The organism is Echinimonas agarilytica (assembly GCF_023703465.1).
Taxonomy (GTDB): Bacteria; Pseudomonadota; Gammaproteobacteria; order Enterobacterales; family Neiellaceae; genus Echinimonas; species Echinimonas agarilytica.
The window spans coordinates 208,519-228,835 of record NZ_JAMQGP010000003.1 but is presented as its reverse complement, the minus strand read 5'-3'; the positions used below and the strand labels follow the sequence as shown (position 1 = coordinate 228,835).

The following is a 20,317-nucleotide window of genomic DNA, read 5'->3' as shown; positions in this document are numbered from 1 at the left end:
ACTCAATATAGGCAGCTCGTTAAAGCCAAAATGATCCTATATATCCCTCTTTGCCTAGGTGTTGGCAAATTGGACGCATTCTAGTTCAAATTGGCCTTTCAGTCCATTAAGAATTTAAAAAACCTCTAATAATAAAGCTTTCATTTAAATTTCATCGGAAAATAGTAGAAAACAGATGAAATATTACTTTAATCCGAGTACGTCATGCATGTCGTACAAGCCGGTTTCTTTGTCCATGAGCCAACTTGCAGCACGCATTGCGCCATTTGCGTACGTCGCTCTGCTTGAAGACTTGTGAGTAATTTCAAGGCGCTCACCAATATCGGCAAACATTGCAGTATGCTCACCAATGATGTCTCCTGCACGAACCGTTGCAAAACCAATGGTCTTTGGGTCACGTTCGCCAGTAATTCCCTCTCGGCCATACACTGCGCATTCATTGAGATCGCGGCCGAGTGTGTCGGCAATCACTTCCCCCATTTTTAGAGCCGTCCCTGATGGAGCATCCTTTTTAAAACGATGGTGTGCTTCAACAATTTCGATATCGTGGTCCGACATCACTTTCGCGGCTTGCTCAAGAAGTTTGAACATCAAGTTCACAGCAACGCTCATATTGGGCGCCATCATCACAGCCGTTTCAGATGCTGCTTGCTCAATTTGAGCTTTTTGTGCGTCGCTAAAACCAGTGGTACCAATCACTAACTTTTTGCCGTGTTTGCGACACCACTCTAAATTAGCCAAGGTCGCTTCAGGAACGGTAAAGTCGATCACTGCATCAACCTTGTCCTCCAAGCCTTCCAATCCTGCGGTCACTACAACATCAAGTTTACCAACACCAGCAAGCTCACCGGCATCGATTCCAACAAATGGACTTTCTGCGCGTTCAAAAGCAGCTCCCAAGGTGACAAATGGTTTGTCTTGAGTCACTTCCAGAAGTGTCTTGCCCATACGACCCTGACAACCTGCAATGGCGACTCTAACTTGATTGCTCATGAATTCTATCCTTTGTTGTGTTTTTTCGGCGCCTAACTTTACTGATTTGACTACAAAAAAGCCAATAGAAATAGGTGACAGAGATGAAATGGACATAAAAAAGGCCAGCGATAAATCGCTGGCCTGCAAGATTAGCCTTTTATGTGCTGCGCACTATTATTGTTTTAAGCCTTTTTTGCATTATCAAGGACCATTGACAGGCCAAGTTGCTGATCCTTTTATAAATATCCACTGCTTTGGTGGATATCGCGTCTAAGTCTAGTAGGCATTTGCGAATGTTCTAGCTAGAAATACGATTTTTTTAAGCGTAAATGTAACTAAATCAATACACGTGCTTTAGTTGTATCGCATTGAGTAATCTATATATTGTGAACCTATTCGATTTTGGCCTGTCAGTAACCAAGCGGCTGGCTACTTGAGCCCACAATAAAACAATCACATTTTGAGACCTGCTTTATGCCAACAGACCATCAACAATCCCCCAAGCCTAGCGCTATCGCCCTGCTCCCTTTCGCATTATTTTTAGCGTTGTTTGTCGGCACGGGTTTTGTGCTCACGCAGATGAATATAGAGTTTGCGTTCTACCAGCTCCCAGCACCTGTGGCCATTTTACCTGCGATTATTCTAGCGATATGGCTACATAGAGCACCTCTGACCAAAACACTGAATGAATTTATGAGTGGGGTTGGCCAAAACACCATCATCACCATGTGCTTGATTTACTTATTAGCAGGTGCATTTTCATCGGTTGCGAAAGCCACTGGCGGCGTTGACGCCACAGTGAACTTAGGACTGACGATGATACCGGAGCAATTTATTCTGCCCGGTATCTTTTTGATTGCAGCATTTGTTGCCACCGCGATGGGCACATCAATGGGCACCATTGCGGCCATTGCTCCTGTGGCATTAGGAATTGCAGATACCGCAGGCATCGACAAAGCGCTGATGGCCGGAACGGTTTTAAGTGGCGCTATGTTCGGCGACAACTTGTCGATCATCTCGGATACCACCATTGCTGCCACACGAACTCAAGGCTGTGCAATGAAAGATAAATTCCGAGAGAACATTCATATCGCTTTGCCTGCAGCTTTACTTGCTGTGATTTTGTTTTACGTGCTGCAACCCGATACAGCCCCCACACCAACAGAGCCTACACAATGGTTACTAGTGCTTCCCTACTTGACCATCTTGATATTAGCGGTGGCGGGCATAAATGTATTTGTTGTACTTACCATTGGCATTGTGATGGCGGGCCTTATTGGCATGTTTAACCAAGGCTATGAAGTACTCCAATTCAGTAAAGACATTTATGCTGGCTTTCAAAACATGCAGGAAATTTTCATTCTGTCGATGCTGATAGGAGGATTGAGCCAACTCATTAAGGTTCAAGGTGGATTGGCATACATAACCCAGCTGTGTCGTGGCTTGGTGAAGAAGTTATCGAAGGCGAACCAAGGAGCCCACAACCCAAAAGCAACTGAAGCAGCCTTGGCTAGTATGGTAGGCATCACGAATTGTTGCACGGCCAACAATACGGTTTCGATTATTGTGTGTGGTGATGTTGCTCGCAATATAGCTCAAGAACAAAAAGTATCTCCGAAACGAAGCGCCAGCTTACTCGATATTTTTAGCTGTATAAGTCAAGGTATGATCCCTTGGGGAGCTCAAGCGCTGCTGCTCGGGTCGACCTTTGCTATCACACCCATGAATGTGGTGGGTCACAGTTATTATGTGATGCTGTTACTAGTGACATCATCAATCAGCATTGCTGCTGGACGAGGGATGAAGAAGCCAACGCACCAATAATCCAAATCACCCCCAAATAAAAAGCCTGCTTATATAAGCAGGCTTTTTGCATTTTGAGTCAGCTTAGTATCATTACTTTCAGCTTGATTTTTTACAGTTTGGCACTTTACCATTCGCTTGCGCTTGTTTGTAAACTTGGTTGTAGTGAACAACTCCTGCCGTCAAATCATTAATGCGAGTCTGAGGCGAGGGGTGAGTCGAGGCCAACTCTGGCGGCGCATTGCCCCCGGAAGCTTTTGCCATATTTCGCCATAGTTCGGCCGCCTCTGCAGGATCAAAACCCGACTCTGCCATCAGTTCTTGGCCAATCATATCAGCTTCAGATTCGTGAACTCTGCTATATGGCAAAATAAGGCCATAAGTTGCACCAAGCCCAAGCACAGCAAGATAAGCACCTTTATTGTCAACATCACTCAATGCGACACCTGCGGCTGCCATACCCACGCCCGCTAAGATTTGTGTACTCATTCGCTCATTCGAATGCTTGGCCATGACATGCCCGACTTCATGCCCGATTACCGCCGCCAGTTGATCTTGATTTTGTGCCACTTTAAGTAAACCTGTGTACACACCAATTTTGGCACCCGGTAATGCAAATGCGTTGACCTGATCGCTATCGAATACAACAACTTCCCATGCAGCAGGCTCGTAGCCATAACTAGCAGGTACATTTTGGACAATGTTTTTTGCAACACACTGAACATAATTATTCAGATTCGTATCCGTCGACACTTTTTCTTTTTGCTTTAATTGCTCAAACGATTGAGCGCCCATAGAGGCCATCTCACCTTCATTCTGAAAGGCCAATTGCGAACGTCCCGTGGGCGATGACGAACACGCGGCTAAGCTCAACAGCATTGCTGCAACACCATATTGTTTAAAATTCCGTTTCATCACTGTAATTCTCTATAACTCACTTATTAACAGTAATTGTATCAGTTTGACTCAATGTTAAAACCTTGCGGGTGCGAGAATGTCAGATCAAACAAATTGAGTAAAAAAATTTTTGTTGTCGATCGGTGCGGTAGAATATTGTTACAAATAATCAGCTCATTAAAGTTGAAGGCTGCTGGTTCAACACACTACAGTGTACTGATAAGCAAAATAACTTTTACTTTGAGTACAGCATGGAAAAGGTAACTCACATGAAATCGATAAGCATTGCAATTGTTGCAACAACAGCACTCATTGCGGGCTGCGTACCATCAAGCCAAACAGGGCAAGACTATTCACGAAATGAAGCGCGCAAAGTCCAGCAAGTTCAAATTGGCCAAGTATTAGACATGCAAACGGTCAATATCGAGGGAACTAAATCAGGCGCAGGAACTGTTGCAGGTGGTGCACTTGGTGGTGTTGCGGGTTCGGCAGTCGGTGGGGGTAAAGGCAAAGATATCGCGACAGTTGTGGGTGCAATTGCCGGTGCTGCTGTAGGAGCGGCTGCAGAAGAAAGTATGACTCGTCAACAAGCTATTGAATACACCATTCGCTTGGAAAACGGTAAAGTCATTTCAGTGGTACAAGCATCTGCTGAAAATGAAATTCCCATTCGTATTGGCGATAGCGTCAAACTATTAAGTCAAGGCAGTACATATCGTGTCACGGCGCTACCAAACCCCGCGGTAATGCAACAATAATGGTGATTCATCTACATTCGTGACTTTAACAGCAACGAATATCAGACATAAAAAAACGCAGGCTCAGGCCTGCGTTTTTTATGAGGTAAAGAATATTACTTAGCTAAGTCATCAAAGAACTTCTTCACGCCATCGAGAAAGCCCGTTGCTTTCGGACGATGAGAGCTTTCGCCCATCGACTCTTCAAACTCTTCAAGCAACTGACGTTGTTTTTCATTGAGCTTGATAGGTGTTTCAATCACAACCTTACACATCAAGTCGCCCAGACCGCCACCACGAACAGACTTAACGCCTTTACCGCGCATACGGAACATACGACCCGTTTGAGTTTCAGCTGGAATCTTGAGATTAACGCGACCATCTAAAGTGGGCACTTCAATCTCGCCACCCAATGCAGCTTGAGTAAAGCTAATTGGCACATCGCAATACAGGTTCGAGCCATCACGGACAAAAATAGGATGCTCAGCCACGTGCATTTGAACGTATAAATCACCCGCTGGTGCACCCGGCTCACCGGCTTCACCCTCACCGGCTAAACGAATACGATCGCCGTTGTCTACGCCCGCTGGAATCGAAACAGACAAGGTTTTAGTGGTTTGCTTACGACCTTGGCCGTGACACTCTCCACATGGATCTTTAATGATTTGACCTTGGCCTTTACACGTTGGACATGTTTGCTGTACGGCAAAAAAGCCCTGGCGCATTTGAACTTGACCAGTACCATGACAGGTTCCACAAGTTTGAGGCTTGGTTCCTTTCTTAGCACCTGAACCATCGCATGGTTCACAGCTAACCCAACTTGGAATTTTAATTTCTTTCTTGATGCCTTTAACGGCTTCTTCTAGCGTCAATTCCATGTTGTAGCGTAAGTCAGCCCCACGCTGTGGACCGCGACGTCTTCCGCCACCACCGCCGAAAATATCACCAAAGACATCTCCGAAAATATCACCAAAATCACCCGCACCAGCCCCACCACCAAAGCCACCTTGGCCTTGTTCGAATGCTGCATGCCCGTATTGATCATAGGCTGCTTTCTTCTGCGAGTCCGAAAGCACTTCATAAGCCTCTTTCAGCTCTTTGAACTGTTCTTCGGTGTTTTCATCACCAGAATTTCGGTCTGGATGGTACTTCATCGCAAGACGCTTATACGCCTTTTTGATGTCGCGATCGCTCGCGTCTCGTCCAACACCCAATACTTCGTAATAATCTCGCTTTGACATCTTCTGCAATAACCTTCGTGCAAATACGAACGCGGACGAAGCTTGCGCTAACGTCCGCGTTGAACTTTCAAATCAAAAAGTAAAATTACTTTTTGTCGTCATCTTTGACTTCTTCAAACTCGGCGTCAACTACATCATCTTGCGGTTGAGCTTGCTCTTGCTGAGCACCGCCCGCATCCGCTGATTGTTGCGCTTGAGCTTTTGCCTGAGCAATTTCCATCAACTTAGACGAAGCTTCCATCAATGCTTGAGTTTTCGCATCAATCACTTCTTTGTCGTCGCCTTTGGCAGCCGTATCAAGTTCAGTCAATGCAGCTTCAATGGCTGTTTTGTCATCTGCTGGCAAATCGTCACCGGCTTCTTCAACTTGCTTACGTGTTGCATGAACAAGGGCATCCGCTTGGTTACGTGCTTGCGCAAGCTCTTCAAACTTGGCATCGGCATCAGCATTCGCTTCTGCGTCGCGAACCATTGCATCAACTTCGTCATCACTCAAACCCGATGAGGCTTTAATCGTGATATTTTGCTCTTGGCCTGTGTTCTTATCTTTTGCAGATACGTGCAAGATACCATCTGCATCAATATCGAAAATAACTTCGATTTGAGGCGTACCACGTTGCGCTGGAGCAATACCTTCAAGATTGAATTGTCCCAAAGATTTGTTCACAGAAGCCTGCTTTCGCTCACCTTGCAACACGTGAATCGTAACCGCTGATTGGTTGTCTTCCGCAGTTGAGAACGTTTGGCTCTCTTTAGTCGGAATGGTTGTGTTTTTCTTAATGACCGGAGTCATTACACCACCCATGGTTTCAATACCAAGGCTTAGCGGAGTCACGTCAAGAAGCAATACGTCTTTCACGTCACCGGCTAAAACACCACCTTGTACACAAGCGCCCATTGCTACAGCTTCGTCAGGGTTCACATCTTTACGTGGCTCCTTACCAAAGAATTCTGTAACAGCTTTTTGAACCGCTGGCATACGTGTTTGGCCACCCACCAAAATAACGTCATTGATTTCGCTCACTGACAAATCAGAGTCAGCCAATGCGACCTTCAATGGCTCTAAAGAGCGCTTCACCAAATCTTCAACCAAAGATTCTAATTTCGCACGTGTCATTTTCACAACTAAGTGTTTTGGACCTGTTGCATCAGCAGTGATGTAAGGTAGGTTCACTTCTGTTTGTTGTGCAGAAGACAGCTCGATCTTAGCTTTTTCAGCAGCTTCTTTCAGACGTTGCATTGCCAATGGATCTTGGCGCAAGTCGAAGTTTTGCTCTTTCTTAAATTCTTCAACCAAGTAGTTGATAACGCGGCTATCGAAATCTTCACCACCTAGGTGCGTATCACCATTGGTTGCGAGTACTTCGAAGGTGTGCTCACCGTCTACTTCGTCAATTTCAATAATAGAAATATCGAACGTACCACCACCGAGGTCATAAACAGCAACGATGTTGTCACCCTGCTTTTTGTCCATGCCATAAGCGAGTGCGGCAGCCGTTGGTTCGTTAATAATACGTTTCACTTCCAAGCCAGCAATTCGACCTGCATCTTTCGTTGCTTGGCGTTGTGAATCGTTGAAGTATGCAGGCACTGTAATTACAGCGGCTGTGACTTCTTCACCTAAAAAGTCTTCTGCAGTTTTCTTCATTTTCTTCAGAATTTCTGCAGATACTTGTGGCGCAGCCATTTTTTCGTCACGAACTTGAACCCAAGCGTCGCCATTGTCTGCCTTCACAATTTTGTATGGCATTAAGTCAATGTCGCGCTGAACTTCTTTGTCTTCGAAACGACGTCCAATAAGACGCTTAATTGCAAACAAAGTATTCTGTGGGTTTGTCACTGCCTGACGTTTAGCAGATTGGCCGACAAGCACTTCGCCATCATCGGTGTAGCCGATAATAGAAGGAGTAGTACGGTCGCCTTCTGCATTTTCAAGAATACGAGCCTTGCCGCCGTCTAATACAGCGACACATGAATTGGTAGTACCGAGGTCAATACCTATGATCTTGCCCATGGGGTCAATCTCCGAAAAACGTTACATCAGTTGTCTGTTGAAAAAGTAAATTGGGGCGGGCAAAAGCATTTCAACCGAGATCCCCAAAAAAAGTTACATTTTTCTTCAAAAAACACCTTTTAAACGTTATTCAGCCTCTAAAAAGGCAAACCGTGGCTTCATCTCACCGTTAACCTCAACCGACTCAACAAACATATCAAACGGCCTAACCCATAGCTTTTGTTCTCCGTATAGTGGTTTATAAAGCACAAGATATTCTTCCGTTTCACTATGCCGCACCACGTCAATTACTTCATATCGACTGCCTTTATAGTGCTGATAAATACCGCTAGAAATTGATTTTGAAGATGTCATCGAAGGTTCACTTAATTCTGTTGAGCGCACTCAAAAATTTTTTACATGGTATCAGACTGATCTGCCCTGAATCAGTTGTCGTATCTTAGCCTAGAAGAAATCGAGGTTTTATCGGTTACTTTCTGCACATTATCCCAATTTCGTATTACTATTAATCTGAACCACGGAGGGGAGTAGTTATGCAACTGTCTAAGCGTCAGCTCGATACTATGGATGCATTTATGCTGCTCAGCATGGTGAACATGAAGTTAAGAGATGAATATAATTCTCTGGACTCACTTTGTTCGAGCTGTGATATTCCAAAGTCAGCATTGAAAGTGAAAATGGGTAGTATCGATATGGAGTACTACCCAGATAGCAATCAATTTCGATAACACTTAGTTGAGAGCGTCGTACACATCATCGTCAGCGGTGAGAAATTGGGCGGTGCTAAAGCTACTTTGAAATTGCTGAAGTATATAGTCTGAATTTTGAATGCGGCTGTCAGTACCGTCCCAATACGGATTTGTTTGCCACAGGCTGTGTGCTCTCCAATCTGTATTGATATATGCCAGTGCCTTAATGGTTTCTGGATGATCACCAATGTGTTGCAACAAACTTACAAAATATTCATTCCAAACATCTTCACCATTGGCTTGATTAATGGCCACATCATGTAAACAAGCCTCTGCTATCATCACCGGTTTTTGAGCCTGCTGAGCAAACGCTAGCCCCCCTGCTTGCGTTGTTGGATTTGTGTTCGCTTCAAAAAACGAATAGCCCAACCAGTCTACATAGTCATCACCAGGGTAATACTGTTGCCAATTGTCAATTGATGTAAACGCGCTGGCTCCCGAATACACTGATACAAAGTTACCCACTCCGGCCTCTCTTAAGCCTGAAACAATTCGCTGAAATGCGCCAATATAGTCTTGGCTACTCACGCCTTGTTGCTGATACTGAAACTCAAATTCATAGCCCGGTCGAATAAAAAATTTGATGTTTGGATATATGGCTAAGAACTCAGCAAGCTCTGCAATGATATGATCACGCTCGCCTTGAGCAATATCGCCCGCACTGCCGTCGGCATACCAAATGGATAAATGAACCAGTGTATCGCTCCAATCAATATCAGGGCTGTCTAAATAACATTGTAAGCAAACAGGCCCTGCGCCATAGTTCGTTTTGTTGAATAAACCTGCAATCATCTTCCCCTGAGGAACATTCGCAGACGGATTGCTAGAGCTGTCTACCAAGGAGATGTAACTGGTGATCCCTGCGGCCTTTGGCGCTTCGGTATTTAGATAACCAGACCACTTTTCCTGCGGGGCCTCGATATTTTGGTTCCCACCGACTCCTTCATTATCTTGGCCAATGAAGAATAAAACTTTACCATCCTCTGGTTCGTATGTGTTTCTTGGTTCCTGCTCTGGCGTTTGAGGCACTTCGGGAGTGGCATTTATCGGTGGCGAATCGTCACCTGACGAAACTTGCTTTTCACTAGACGAAGAACCGCCGCCGCAACCAGCAAGCGTTAGCGCCGCCGTTAACCACAATGTTTTAGATGAATACAAAGACATTCGTTTCCCCAGAAACCACCTCTTTCGCACATGACTCTTCATGATCACTATGGAAAGAGCTTTAAAAGACTTCGGTCGTGCTACAAAAAACAAACCCAACCGCCAACGTTACCGGTAACAAAATATTGTTCCAGCAAATAAATTTCTGTGACGAATTTAACGATTAACTTTGAGTCATCTGTTTTTCAGGTATAAAAAAGGCCGCTCTGTGAGCGACCTAACATTTATTCGTTGATAAAACGCGATTATGCGTTGGTATCTACCGTAGGTGCAGCTTTGCTGACCATGACCATTGCTGGACGCAACAAACGCCCATTGAGCTGATAGCCTTTTTGCATCACCGCAATCACAGTATTAGGAGCCATTTCCGCTGACTCTTGCATCGACATTGCTTGGTGCAAATCTGGATTAAAAGCTTCACCTTGAGGGTCAATCACTTCCACACCAAACTTCACCACACCATCGGTGAAACTCTTTAAGGTCAGTTCCACACCTTCGATCATCGGCTTCAATGCTTCTTGATCACGGTCTGCAACCAAGAGTGCTCTTTCCATATTGTCGATCACGGGTAAAAGCTCATTCACAAACTTTTCCAATGCAAACTTGTGTGCTTTTTCAACATCTGTGGCAGAACGTCGACGAATGTTCTCCACTTCTGCGGCCGCACGCACAACAGATTCTTTCTGTTGGGCAATCGTTGCATTGGCAGCTGCAAGCTCACGTTCTAATTCAGCAATACGCTCTGAAGGGCCTTCTACAGTTTCTTGCTCAACCTCGGCAGTGTCTGCTTCGTTTAACTCAGGTTGTTCAATCTCGGTTTCAGGTTGTTTTTGCTCTTGCTCACTCATTGCAACTCCAGAGGTTATAAATGGGGTCAAATATACTGACGCTAATTATGGGGACGCTTGGCGTCGATTCAAGATCTGAAGCCAATATTCGATAAATTTTTTACATTCCAAGCACGAATCAAGCTCAGATCCAACTACCGCTGAACAGAACTTAAGGCAGATGACAACATCTTAGCGGTCACGTCCACCATTGGAATAACTCGACTGTAGTCCATTCTCATGGGGCCAATCACCGCCAAAGCCCCCACGACTTTTCCGTTAACGGCATAAGGTGAACTGACCACCGAGCATGATGATAAAAAGTCGATGCCACTCTCTTTGCCAATGTATAGTTTGACCCCTTCACTATCTAAACAAGAATCCACCAATTCGAGTAATTTTTCAGCTTGTAACACACCATCGAATACACTTCGAATTTGGCTCACATCATTGGCAATATCGGCATCCAATAAGTGCGCTTCTCCAGCCACATGATATTGCTTGGAGTGACTCGTTTGTTCGGCTAAATCTAACGCTTGCTGACCCACTTCAAGCGCAGCTTCTTCTGCGTCTACCCATTGGCTGAGGTGTTGCTGAATTTCTTCAATGTCATGCGTTTGCAGTAACTTGTTTAACTGCTGAGTCATATCTAGCAAGCAATCGGCAGAAAAGTGCCTGTTCATTTGAAGCATGCGGTTGTGCACCGAGCCATCATCAGACACAAGCACAGCGAGTACGCGAGTTTCGGTAAGCTGAACTAATTCGATGCGAGCCAGTTTAGAGCTCCTGCAATGCGGCAACATGACAAACCCTGTGAGTTGTGTCATTTCAGACAACAAATCACTGGCACTGCGGCACAATTGCTGCGTGGGCATGGATAAATCGAGTTGATTTTGCATCGGCTTGTGCCAGTCGTCGCAGGGCTTTGCTGTGAGCATCGAATCTACAAATAAACGAAGTCCGTATTCAGTGGGAATGCGGCCTGCAGACGTGTGCGGCGACATAAGTAATCCAGAACGCTCAAGCTGAGACATCACATTGCGCACCGTGGCGGGGCTGGCTTGGATAGTTTGGTGATCGGCCAACGATTTGGAACCAACAGGGTTGCCACTTCGAATAAACTCTTCAATCAGATGCTGTAATACTTGCTCTGCTCGAGCATTCAGTTTCTTCATACCAAATCACTGCAATGAATCCCATCATTTACATATGCGTACACCGGAAGAGGAATTCAAGACCTTCTATCGCTTGTTCGATCACAAGTTCCGCATTATCCTGACGGTTGACCACTACTATGGACACCCCAATGAGCGAGTCAGTCTTTAAAACCATCGCCTTAATCGGTAAACCCGATCATGCTGGCGCCATCGAAACAGTTCAGGCGCTACTGACCGTTTTAGAACGCGAAGGCCTCAATATCATTATTGAAGAGCGCCTTGCTGCATCTTTTGATGATACCTATGCCACAGCGGCATTGAGCGACATAGGACAAGCAGCAGACCTTGCCATTGTCGTCGGAGGTGACGGTAACATGCTTGGTGCAGCGCGTGTGCTATCCCGTTTTAAAGTTGCGGTATTGGGCGTAAACAGAGGCAATTTAGGTTTTTTAACAGATCTGAACCCGGGAGACTTTGAAGCCCCGTTATTACAGGTACTCCGAGGTGACTATCAGACCGAATACCGGTTTTTACTCAATACTGAAGTATACCGTCATGGCGAGTTAAAAAGTGCAAACACAGCCGTCAATGAAGCCGTGCTTCACCCGGGAAAAGTGGCCCACATGATTGCTTTTGAGGTGTTGGTCAACGACGAATTCGTATTCCAGCAACGTGCCGACGGCATGATTGTCTCTACCCCAACAGGTTCAACCGCTTACTCACTTTCAGGCGGCGGCCCGATCCTAACCCAAGATCTCGACGCGATCTGCTTACTTCCAATGTTTCCGCACACATTAAGCGCGCGGCCAATCGTGATCGCAGCCGATAGCGAAGTTAAATTACGTGTAATGGAAGAAAATAGCGACACGCTGATGGTGAGCTGTGATGGACATGTCACATTGTCAGTCATGCCCGGAGATGAAATCATCATCCGCAAAGCCGCTCACCGCCTTCGTTTAGTCCATCCAAGGTGTTACAACTACTACGAAGTACTCCGCAGTAAATTAGGTTGGAGCAGTAAACTCTTTTAGAGCAACACCAAAGCTTCATAAAAAATAACTTGCACCACTGTATAAACACTGTATAAACTTCATCCATACAGTACTTATACAGTGGTTCTATTATGTTACAGCAACTTACCATTCAAAATTTTGCCGTAGTGTCCTCGCTCAGCTTAGATTGGCAACAAGGGATGACAACCATCACTGGCGAAACCGGAGCCGGTAAATCCATCGCGCTTGACGCTTTAAGCCTTTGTATTGGTGCTCGTGCGGAAGCTTCTATGGTGCGTCCTGGGGCTAATAAAACCGATATTTCTGCTTGTTTTAATGTGAATGAGATTCCACAGGCATTCGCTTGGTTGGACCAAAATGATTTAGGAAATGAAGACGGTGAGTGTATTCTTCGCCGCACGATTACCGCCGAAGGCCGGTCGCGCGGTTATATCAATGGTCAGCCCGTTCCTATTCAACAGCTCAAAAACCTAGGCGCGCATTTGCTTAGTATTCACGGCCAGCACGCTCACCTCGATTTAATTAAAAATGAACGCCAACAAGCGCTTCTCGACCAATACGCGGGGCACGACAATCTATTACAAAAAACCGCACAACGGTTTAAAGCATGGCAAACTGTTCAATCTCATTTAAAGTCGCTTCAGTCCAGCCAAGATGCCCAACGCGATCGCTTACAACTACTCAGTTATCAAGTAGAAGAGCTTAACGAATTTGCCCTTCAAGAAGGTGAATTTGAACAACTAGAGTTCGATTTTAAACGCCTTTCTCATGCAGTTGATTTACTTCAACACGGCCAACAAGCGCATGAGTCACTCGCAACCGCAGAGCCCGCCAATGTGGACGCTATGCTTCATCAGGTATGCCAACATTTACATCAGTGCGCAGAGCTCGATGAATCCATCAAACCTACACTGCAAATTTTAGAAGAAGCGCGTATACAGATTGATGAAGCATCTTCAGAACTTGAGAGCTTTTGCGGTTCTATTGAGTTTGACCCAGTTCGACTCAACGAAACAGAACAACGCATGAAAAAAGCCTTGGATCTGGCCCGCAAACATCATGTAGAACCCGAGCAACTTTGCCGCCACCATCAGCAACTCGTTCAAGAATTGGAGTTAATTGGTCATCCATCTGAAACACTTGAAGAGTTAGAGCAACAAGTTCGAGATGCTGAAGATCACTACCACAAAGCGGCGTTAAAACTCACGCATAGCCGAATAAAAGCCGGTAAATCTTTATGCAAAGGCATTATGTTTGAAGTTCAAAGCATGAATATGCCGCACACCAAAATCGCATTTGAAATTCAACCCAACTCTCCTTCAGCTATTGGTTCTGACGATATACGCTTATTGGTGGCAACGAACCCCGGTCAACCGTTAGGCGAATTGGGTAAAGTGGCATCTGGTGGTGAATTGTCTCGTTTAGGCCTTGCGATACAGGTCATTACCCACAACAGCCAAACCACTCCAACGTTGGTGTTCGATGAGGTTGATGTGGGTATTAGCGGCCAGACAGCCTCTATTGTGGGTAAGTTATTACGAAGCCTTGGCAGCAAAAGCCAAGTTATTTGTGTGACTCACCTACCTCAAGTAGCAGCGAGTGGGCATCACCAACTATTTGTAGACAAGCTAATTGCACAAAGTTCAACCGAAACGCGGGTACAAGTCCTAGATGAAAAAGGCCGTGTAGAGGAGTTAGCGAGACTACTAGGTGGTGAACAAATCACCGAACATACGCTGGCAAATGCTCAGGAGCTACTTTTTCATTCATAAAATCAATGTAAAAATAGTCATCTTGTGAGCGGAATATGCGAACGACAGTGTACGGAATAGTTGGAACTCGGTATGATGCTTCCAACTTAGATTTAACGAAGAAGTCATATCCCAAATGGTTAGAGTACTAATCGTTGCACTGGGCCTTATGTGCCTGCCAGGTTGTAGCTTTTTAAATAGCCTTGTCTATAAAATTGATATCCCGCAGGGTAATTTTATCGATGAGAAACAGGTTGAGAAACTCAGAGTCGGAATGACCAAAGAACAGGTCAAGTTTGTTCTGGGTACTCCCATGGTGAATAATGCTTTCAACACCAAAAATTGGAATTACCAGTACCGATACAAAACCGGTAAAGGGCAGCTCATTGAAAAGCGTCTAGTCGCAAAATTTGATGAGAATGAATTACTCACAGAAATCACTGGCGATTACGAGCCAAGTGAGAAGTTCAACGTTCCAATTGATGAATACGTTTCAGATTTCGACAACACAGAATTGTCTAGCGATGTTGTGGAAGAGCCTCCGGTCATTCCAGCCGCTTCTAAAGAATCAGATCTGTGGGCCATTAAAGTTGGCGAATTTTCAAATGCAGCCAACGTGAAACGTCTTCGCATTCAACTTGAGCAAGCCGGTTACATTGTGACGACATGGCCAGAGCAGCCTGCTGAAGGTCAGCCTGTGAGTGTTTTTGCAGATTCAGCAGAAACTCAAGAAGAGCTGCAAGGTCAATTAGAGGCCATCGCTGAGCTCACAAAAACCAATCCAATTATTGCGCACTTACCTCAAATGTAAGAACGCATAGCGACTCAGAGTCAGTTCGAAGCTCGCTTCGGATTGACTCGCCCTCCAGTGACTTTATCTGCTCGCCCTTCAAGCTTTGCCTTTTCCGCACGCATTTTTCGAACCTGCTTAGGATCAGCAATGAGAGGACGATAGATCTCAATTCGATCGCCATCTTTTAAAGCAGAGTCCAATTTGCAGGCCCGACTCCAAACACCCACTTTATTGTCTCCCAACAAATCAATGTCAGAATGCATGTCTAAAATGCCACTGGCTTCAATCGCGTCTTTCACGGTTGAATCTTCTGGCACACTCACGCTCAACAAGGTCTGCTTCAGCGGCAAGGCATATGCGACTTCAATCGCAATTTCATTTGGCACTGTAAACATCCTTAGCGCGCTCAACAAACGCTTGCACCATATTGCTGGCTAATTGATGGAACACTTTATTAAACGCAGCGCCAAGTAGGCCGCTGGAGAATTCAAAATCCAATTTCAAACTGACCCGACAAGCATCTTCGGCAAGCTCAGTAAATTCCCATAACCCTTTAAGATGACTAAATGGCCCATCCACCAACTCCATATGAATCGATTCATTTGAAGTCAGGTTGTTGTGGGTCGTAAACCATTTGCTAATGCCGCCTTTGGCCACGCGCAACGAAGCCTTCATATGGCTATCAGAAGTGTCTAACAAACGGCTTTCTGAACATCCAGGTAAAAACTCTGGGTACGATGCCACATCATTCACAAGATCATACATTTGCTGAGCACTAAAACTGACTAATGCAAATCGGTCTACTTTCGCCACGCTGGTCCTCCACCTACTAAGTGTCATGATTGTAACACAAGCTCAATTCACGATTGAATGCTCAGACTAATGGCATTCAAATAATACGCAGGTATAATAAGCGCCCTATGGCTAAGAAAAAATCAAAAGATAAATCAGGCTCCAACACGATTGCGCTCAACAAACGCGCCCGTCACGATTACTTTATTGAAAAAGAATTTGAGGCAGGGCTTGAGCTACAAGGTTGGGAAGTCAAATCACTTCGGCAAGGCAAAGCGAACATCGCAGAGTCTTACATCACGGTAAAAAACGGCGAGTGCTTTATGTACGGTTCGTCTATTTTGCCGCTACTTGCTGCTTCCACTCACGTGATATGTGATCCCACTCGTTCTCGTAAGTTGCTGTTAAATCGTCGAGAACTCGACCATTTAACAGGGGCAATTGAACGCAGCGGCCAAACCATTGTGCCACTATCGCTATATTGGAAAGGCCCTTGGGTCAAAATAAAAATTGGAACAGCGAAAGGTAAAAAACTTCACGACAAACGTGACAGTGCCAAAGATCAAGATTGGCAACGCCAGAAATCACGCGTCATGAAGCGAGCATAATAGACATATCGTTTAATCTCTGAGCAAACGAACGTTTGGGGCTAACGCACACAGGAATACTTCTGTTACACTTAGCCCGTCTATGACACAAACCCTTGGGGCCGATTTTGGATTCGACGGGGATGATAAAGTCTTAGGTGCATGTCGAGGGGCGGTTTGCCTCGTTAAAAGCCGCACATTAATAGTCGCAAACGACGAAAACTACGCACTAGCAGCTTAATAACCTGCTAGAGCCTATCTGCCCTAGCCTCTGCCCGTAGGACGGGGAGTTCAGATAGTCAAACCCAAACGGGATCGTGTGGACGCCATGCCTGATGGCCGAAGCATTAAATCTAATTCAGGATAGTCTGTGCGTGGCGTGTCTGTCCGCAGCGTACCGGCGAATGTAATGATTGACTAAGCATGTAGTACCGAGGATGGCGCATTCACGGACGGGGGTTCAACTCCCCCCGGCTCCACCACATTATAGAATTAAGACGTCTTAGGGCGTCTTTTTTTTGCCTATAATTTAACTTTTTCAATAAGTTAAATCTCTTTAAGTATATTTTCATCTCATCGTATCTCAGCCAATAAGTATCCCTTTCGGTATTCCAAACATCTGCTAAGCTCGGCTTGGAATACCAATTTTGGGTGCAGCCATGGCAAAGTACAAACTATCAGGCAAACAGTTAAAATCAGCCCCCCAAAAGACAAAGATTACATCTTGACGAATGGCGAAGGCCTGCAATTTCGAGTACGCACCAATGGCAGCCAACAGTGGGGTTTAAACTCTCGACACCCATTTACCAAAAAGCGCATCAACATGGGTTTTGGAACTTAACCTACGATATCATTGAAAGCCGCTCGCGAAATGGCAGACGAAGCACACACTTTGGTAGCTAAGCGTATCGCCCCTAAAGAGCATCGCGAAGAACACTGAAGTGCCAACCAAAAAAACAATTCATAAGATGACTCATCCCCGTGGGTACGGGGAACACCTGTTTTTTCTAAGCCGCCTGTGCGGCGGTGAAGTCGGAGGTGTGACGCTCAATTTTTTACAGCAGTTTCTAAGCCGCCTGTGCGGCGGTGAAGAGTAATTGGAAAGTGATCCCTGCCACTACTGCTAAAAACTGCACTCAAAGTGGCACAGGCTAATAGTAGATGATTTATCAATAATCGGAGCTAGCAAACTTTGGGGCATAAATGCGTTAGCGCATTTATTTGAATTAGCCCCACCCGTCGATTAGATTAGAACCTGAACAGTACACCGACGGAAAACAGATCAACGTCTTCGTCTATATCATACCATTCCCACTCACCTACAATACTGAACTGGTCTGTAAACATGTATTCAGCGCCGAGCCCATACAAAAGGTCGCTGCCATCGTCATCAATACCGGAAGCAGCTCCGCCCCCTTCGACATCCCACATGATCATGCCGAACTTACCGAACAGGCCAAACTGGTCGTTGAGTGGCAGCGTGCCCTTCGCAGCGAGTGACCATCCGTCTACTTCGGCGCTAATTTTCGAACCGTCTAAGGAGCCATCGACCTCACCAAAATCCACCCAAGCGGCCTCAAAGGCGAGGTGCGAATTGAACTCCCAACCGCCGAAGATCTTCCAGCCGGTGTCCTCATCGTCGCAGTTGGTGATACCGCTGCAAGCATCGATGCTAGCCTGCCCGATACTCGCCCCCGCATAGAAGTCATTCTGTGCGACGGCATTGCCCGCTATACCCAAGGTCAACAAAATTGCGCCATTAAGTTTCAATTTTTTCATTACCTTTTCCTAGTTGAGCTAAGAAAGCATAAATGTTATCCCCAAGTATATTTATGCTTACCAAGCCTGTTATAAGGTTCCCATTCCTTTGTAAAGTGGGTTTCCTGAATATGGGGGTCCCATTAGAGCTCCCCTGCTTTTGTGATTGTACTGTTAATAGCGTAGTGGAAATTTTTTTTTCAACTCGGAATATCAATCTGCTCTGGGGTCATTGGTACGGTATATCTGCTGCTCTAACTCATTGAATTCCGATCTTTGATGGGAATGGGTTTTAAAGGGATAAATGACATTCCTTGTCCTTATGGGCGCAATACAACCGTGAGTTAAGTAAGTAGCGCTACCGACCCTTATCAGCTCCACTTGCCAGCATAGAGTAAAATTTGCCCCTTAATTCAATCCAAATTAGGCTCTAATCTAGTCAGGATTCGCAATAAACCAACTTATGCTGGCCTAATCATCATCAAACCACACCCCATGGCTTTGGCTCTGCCAAACCCTTCACGATATTTCTTAAAAAATGTATCAGGGTTTTCAACCGTTAAGATCCCCTGAAAATCAACGCTGGAGAACTGAACATGATGGCCGCTCTTTTTATGGATGCGGTGCTGGCTATAGCATTCAACATCGGGCTGACAGTCCAACGTGATACTCCATTCGTTCAAACGCTTTTCATTTGCCAACCAGGAGATTGCAGCCTGTTCCATTCTGGCTTCATCTGCTTGTTTGACGGAATAGTTTTGGTCAACAACAAGCTGGGCGGCTTCTAATCGAAACGCGGGGCTAAATGTTCGTCTGGTACGTTTTGTCATGGTTCACCTGTTTGGTTTACGAGGTGAGCATATCACCTCTAATCAGATGCCAAATTCAGTGCGCCACTACAGATTAGTAGGCCTAGCCCTCCCTTGATTAATTGTTAACTATTATTTGATTAATGTTAACTAAACAAGAACTGGATCACATTTCAATATTACTTCTAGTCAATAGCTCCCATTTGAAGCTCTGACTCATTGACAGAGAACCAACAGCTGACTAATAAACGTACCGCAAACAAAACGTTAATGTGTTGTTACAACGTGTTGTGTGCTCAGAAGTTATATGTCTTTCATATAAAACAAAAGTTGCCCTCTATCTAATATTTTAGATTTAGATTTTTACTATTAATAAATTTGCGAGAAATAACATGAAAATTTTGAATAGGATATTTTTGACATTAGCAGTTTCACTTGCTTCTGTGACTATGTCTCATGCGGCTACAATAGTTGAGAACTTTGATGGTGCAGATGATGGTAGTTTCCAAAGAGTCCACTCAGACTTTAATATCTTAGGGTATTCAATTGCATATCGGAGCGGTGCAGTTTGGCGAGCTGGTGGCTTTGTCGGTATGTCATCCGAGTGGCTTGGTAACTATGCTCATGGTGGTGCATATTGGGCTAATACCAATAATACCTTAAAGAAAGCTAAAGCTATTGCAGAAGCGCGTGTCACTATGTACGGAAACTCACAGAATGCTCCCTATAACTGGGGCGCATGGTGGGTAAGTAACCTCTTAATGGATAACAATGTTTATGAAATTGATATTATGGAAACTCCATACCCGGAAGGAAATAATTTCAATACTTTCAATTACTGGGCATCGGGAGCTTTCCCTACTGGCGACCATAAAACAATGATTGGAACTCAGTGGTGGAGAAACAGCTATAGAACTTATAAGGCCGACTACACAAAAGCGAAGGAAGTTAAGTTTTATATGAATGGAAACTTACAATACACCTCTGTTATCAGTGAAGATAATACAGGTAGAACCGTTTGGCCTCTATTCAATAACCGCCCGTCAGTTGTCCAATTGGTCGAGAGAGGCACAAACCTACCTTCTGGTCGTTATCCAGACCTTTATGTTGATTGGATGAAAATTACTTACTAATTGAATTGATAAATTGGCTTTTGCCTTTTGAAGGCTTCGAAAGAGGCCTTCAGGCTTCACTTCATTTACTTAATCTTACATAGCAAAATAGTGTTGTTTGCTAGCAGTTAAAATAAT

General features: G+C 45.0%; 20 protein-coding genes and 1 other RNA gene. 9 read left to right on the top strand and 12 right to left on the bottom strand.

Translation table 11 applies throughout. From position 1 onward, the window contains the following. Nucleotides 1-183: 183 nt before the first annotated feature. Nucleotides 184-993, bottom strand: a complete 810-nt coding sequence (dapB, locus tag NAF29_RS08275) for a 4-hydroxy-tetrahydrodipicolinate reductase (RefSeq protein ID WP_251261106.1) — start codon at nt 991-993, stop codon at nt 184-186. Between the two features lie 456 nt (nt 994-1,449). Between dapB and NAF29_RS08270 the strand changes: the two genes are divergently transcribed. Next, the gene (locus tag NAF29_RS08270; RefSeq protein WP_251261105.1) at nt 1,450-2,799 is read left to right on the top strand and encodes a Na+/H+ antiporter NhaC family protein; all 1,350 of its coding nucleotides are present in this window, start codon (nt 1,450-1,452) and stop codon (nt 2,797-2,799) included. 78 nt (nt 2,800-2,877) lie between these two features. On the opposite strand, the gene NAF29_RS08265 is transcribed toward NAF29_RS08270, so the two are convergent. After that, nucleotides 2,878-3,693, bottom strand: a complete 816-nt coding sequence (locus tag NAF29_RS08265; RefSeq protein WP_251261104.1) for a M48 family metallopeptidase — start codon at nt 3,691-3,693, stop codon at nt 2,878-2,880. Nucleotides 3,694-3,944: 251 nt separating this feature from the next. Here NAF29_RS08265 and NAF29_RS08260 point away from each other — a divergent pair, with 251 nt between their 5' ends. After that, complete coding sequence (locus NAF29_RS08260) at nt 3,945-4,433, top strand: outer membrane lipoprotein (protein ID WP_251261103.1); 489 nt, start codon at nt 3,945-3,947, stop codon at nt 4,431-4,433. 95 nt (nt 4,434-4,528) lie between these two features. Here NAF29_RS08260 and dnaJ read toward each other — a convergent pair whose 3' ends face one another. From dnaJ to NAF29_RS08245, 3 genes are all read right to left on the bottom strand, one after another. Beyond that, nucleotides 4,529-5,653 carry a molecular chaperone DnaJ gene (gene dnaJ, locus NAF29_RS08255; RefSeq protein WP_251261102.1) on the bottom strand — a complete coding sequence of 375 codons (1,125 nt, stop codon included), beginning with the start codon at nt 5,651-5,653 and terminating at the stop codon, nt 4,529-4,531. Between the two features lie 85 nt (nt 5,654-5,738). Next, nucleotides 5,739-7,667, bottom strand: coding sequence for a molecular chaperone DnaK (gene dnaK / locus NAF29_RS08250; protein ID WP_251261101.1), 1,929 nt, complete (start codon nt 7,665-7,667; stop codon nt 5,739-5,741). A gap of 126 nt (nt 7,668-7,793) precedes the next feature. Then, the gene (locus NAF29_RS08245) at nt 7,794-8,021 is read right to left on the bottom strand and encodes a DUF1653 domain-containing protein (RefSeq protein WP_251261100.1); all 228 of its coding nucleotides are present in this window, start codon (nt 8,019-8,021) and stop codon (nt 7,794-7,796) included. Nucleotides 8,022-8,200: 179 nt separating this feature from the next. Here NAF29_RS08245 and NAF29_RS08240 point away from each other — a divergent pair, with 179 nt between their 5' ends. Next, on the top strand, nt 8,201-8,395 hold the full coding sequence (locus NAF29_RS08240; protein WP_251261099.1) for a DUF4250 domain-containing protein: 195 nt from the start codon (nt 8,201-8,203) through the stop codon (nt 8,393-8,395). A 3-nt stretch (nt 8,396-8,398) separates the two neighbouring features. On the opposite strand, the gene NAF29_RS08235 is transcribed toward NAF29_RS08240, so the two are convergent. From NAF29_RS08235 to hrcA, 3 genes are all read right to left on the bottom strand, one after another. Beyond that, nucleotides 8,399-9,580 (bottom strand): glycosyl hydrolase, encoded by a 1,182-nt coding sequence (locus NAF29_RS08235; protein WP_251261098.1) that lies wholly within the window; start codon nt 9,578-9,580, stop codon nt 8,399-8,401. A gap of 245 nt (nt 9,581-9,825) precedes the next feature. Continuing rightward, entirely contained in the window at nt 9,826-10,428 is a 603-nt protein-coding gene (grpE, locus tag NAF29_RS08230) for a nucleotide exchange factor GrpE (protein ID WP_251261097.1), read from the bottom strand. Nucleotides 10,429-10,562: 134 nt separating this feature from the next. Then, on the bottom strand, nt 10,563-11,582 hold the full coding sequence (gene hrcA, locus NAF29_RS08225; protein ID WP_251261096.1) for a heat-inducible transcriptional repressor HrcA: 1,020 nt from the start codon (nt 11,580-11,582) through the stop codon (nt 10,563-10,565). A gap of 131 nt (nt 11,583-11,713) precedes the next feature. Here hrcA and nadK point away from each other — a divergent pair, with 131 nt between their 5' ends. From nadK to bamE, 3 genes are all read left to right on the top strand, one after another. Beyond that, entirely contained in the window at nt 11,714-12,595 is an 882-nt protein-coding gene (nadK, locus tag NAF29_RS08220) for an NAD(+) kinase (protein ID WP_251261095.1), read from the top strand. 92 nt (nt 12,596-12,687) lie between these two features. Then, nucleotides 12,688-14,349, top strand: coding sequence for a DNA repair protein RecN (gene recN, locus NAF29_RS08215; protein WP_251261094.1), 1,662 nt, complete (start codon nt 12,688-12,690; stop codon nt 14,347-14,349). A gap of 115 nt (nt 14,350-14,464) precedes the next feature. Continuing rightward, complete coding sequence (bamE, locus tag NAF29_RS08210; protein WP_349665566.1) at nt 14,465-15,139, top strand: outer membrane protein assembly factor BamE domain-containing protein; 675 nt, start codon at nt 14,465-14,467, stop codon at nt 15,137-15,139. Between the two features lie 20 nt (nt 15,140-15,159). Here the strand turns inward: bamE and NAF29_RS08205 are convergent, their stop codons facing one another. Both NAF29_RS08205 and NAF29_RS08200 read right to left on the bottom strand, forming a co-directional pair. Next, nucleotides 15,160-15,516, bottom strand: coding sequence for an RnfH family protein (locus NAF29_RS08205; protein WP_251261092.1), 357 nt, complete (start codon nt 15,514-15,516; stop codon nt 15,160-15,162). Continuing rightward, complete coding sequence (locus tag NAF29_RS08200) at nt 15,497-15,934, bottom strand: type II toxin-antitoxin system RatA family toxin (RefSeq protein WP_251261091.1); 438 nt, start codon at nt 15,932-15,934, stop codon at nt 15,497-15,499. The genes NAF29_RS08205 and NAF29_RS08200 overlap by 20 nt, the downstream gene beginning before the upstream one ends. Nucleotides 15,935-16,041: 107 nt before the next feature. Here NAF29_RS08200 and smpB point away from each other — a divergent pair, with 107 nt between their 5' ends. Continuing rightward, entirely contained in the window at nt 16,042-16,521 is a 480-nt protein-coding gene (smpB, locus tag NAF29_RS08195; protein WP_251261090.1) for an SsrA-binding protein SmpB, read from the top strand. A 97-nt stretch (nt 16,522-16,618) separates the two neighbouring features. Continuing rightward, nucleotides 16,619-16,982, top strand: a transfer-messenger RNA (tmRNA) gene (gene ssrA / locus NAF29_RS08190). A gap of 766 nt (nt 16,983-17,748) precedes the next feature. Here the strand turns inward: ssrA and NAF29_RS08185 are convergent. Both NAF29_RS08185 and cas6e read right to left on the bottom strand, forming a co-directional pair. After that, entirely contained in the window at nt 17,749-18,279 is a 531-nt protein-coding gene (locus tag NAF29_RS08185) for an outer membrane beta-barrel protein (protein WP_251261089.1), read from the bottom strand. A 440-nt stretch (nt 18,280-18,719) separates the two neighbouring features. Then, on the bottom strand, nt 18,720-19,088 hold the full coding sequence (gene cas6e, locus NAF29_RS08180; RefSeq protein WP_285817679.1) for a type I-E CRISPR-associated protein Cas6/Cse3/CasE: 369 nt from the start codon (nt 19,086-19,088) through the stop codon (nt 18,720-18,722). Between the two features lie 371 nt (nt 19,089-19,459). On the opposite strand from cas6e, the gene NAF29_RS08170 reads away from it, so the two are divergent. Continuing rightward, a complete protein-coding gene (locus tag NAF29_RS08170; RefSeq protein ID WP_251261088.1) occupies nt 19,460-20,200 on the top strand; it encodes a LamG domain-containing protein in 741 nt (246 codons plus the stop codon). Nucleotides 20,201-20,317 lie beyond the last annotated feature (117 nt).

Coding starts and splice junctions, on each gene's coding strand:
- dapB (WP_251261106.1), bottom strand. CDS start 993: ATGAGCAATCAAGTTAGAGTCGCCATTGCAGGTTGTCAGGGTCGTATG.
- NAF29_RS08270 (WP_251261105.1), top strand. CDS start 1,450: ATGCCAACAGACCATCAACAATCCCCCAAGCCTAGCGCTATCGCCCTG.
- NAF29_RS08265 (WP_251261104.1), bottom strand. CDS start 3,693: ATGAAACGGAATTTTAAACAATATGGTGTTGCAGCAATGCTGTTGAGC.
- NAF29_RS08260 (WP_251261103.1), top strand. CDS start 3,945: ATGAAATCGATAAGCATTGCAATTGTTGCAACAACAGCACTCATTGCG.
- dnaJ (WP_251261102.1), bottom strand. CDS start 5,653: ATGTCAAAGCGAGATTATTACGAAGTATTGGGTGTTGGACGAGACGCG.
- dnaK (WP_251261101.1), bottom strand. CDS start 7,667: ATGGGCAAGATCATAGGTATTGACCTCGGTACTACCAATTCATGTGTC.
- NAF29_RS08245 (WP_251261100.1), bottom strand. CDS start 8,021: ATGACATCTTCAAAATCAATTTCTAGCGGTATTTATCAGCACTATAAA.
- NAF29_RS08240 (WP_251261099.1), top strand. CDS start 8,201: ATGCAACTGTCTAAGCGTCAGCTCGATACTATGGATGCATTTATGCTG.
- NAF29_RS08235 (WP_251261098.1), bottom strand. CDS start 9,580: ATGTCTTTGTATTCATCTAAAACATTGTGGTTAACGGCGGCGCTAACG.
- grpE (WP_251261097.1), bottom strand. CDS start 10,428: ATGAGTGAGCAAGAGCAAAAACAACCTGAAACCGAGATTGAACAACCT.
- hrcA (WP_251261096.1), bottom strand. CDS start 11,582: ATGAAGAAACTGAATGCTCGAGCAGAGCAAGTATTACAGCATCTGATT.
- nadK (WP_251261095.1), top strand. CDS start 11,714: ATGAGCGAGTCAGTCTTTAAAACCATCGCCTTAATCGGTAAACCCGAT.
- recN (WP_251261094.1), top strand. CDS start 12,688: ATGTTACAGCAACTTACCATTCAAAATTTTGCCGTAGTGTCCTCGCTC.
- bamE (WP_349665566.1), top strand. CDS start 14,465: ATGGTTAGAGTACTAATCGTTGCACTGGGCCTTATGTGCCTGCCAGGT.
- NAF29_RS08205 (WP_251261092.1), bottom strand. CDS start 15,516: ATGTTTACAGTGCCAAATGAAATTGCGATTGAAGTCGCATATGCCTTG.
- smpB (WP_251261090.1), top strand. CDS start 16,042: ATGGCTAAGAAAAAATCAAAAGATAAATCAGGCTCCAACACGATTGCG.
- NAF29_RS08185 (WP_251261089.1), bottom strand. CDS start 18,279: ATGAAAAAATTGAAACTTAATGGCGCAATTTTGTTGACCTTGGGTATA.
- cas6e (WP_285817679.1), bottom strand. CDS start 19,088: ATGACAAAACGTACCAGACGAACATTTAGCCCCGCGTTTCGATTAGAA.
- NAF29_RS08170 (WP_251261088.1), top strand. CDS start 19,460: ATGAAAATTTTGAATAGGATATTTTTGACATTAGCAGTTTCACTTGCT.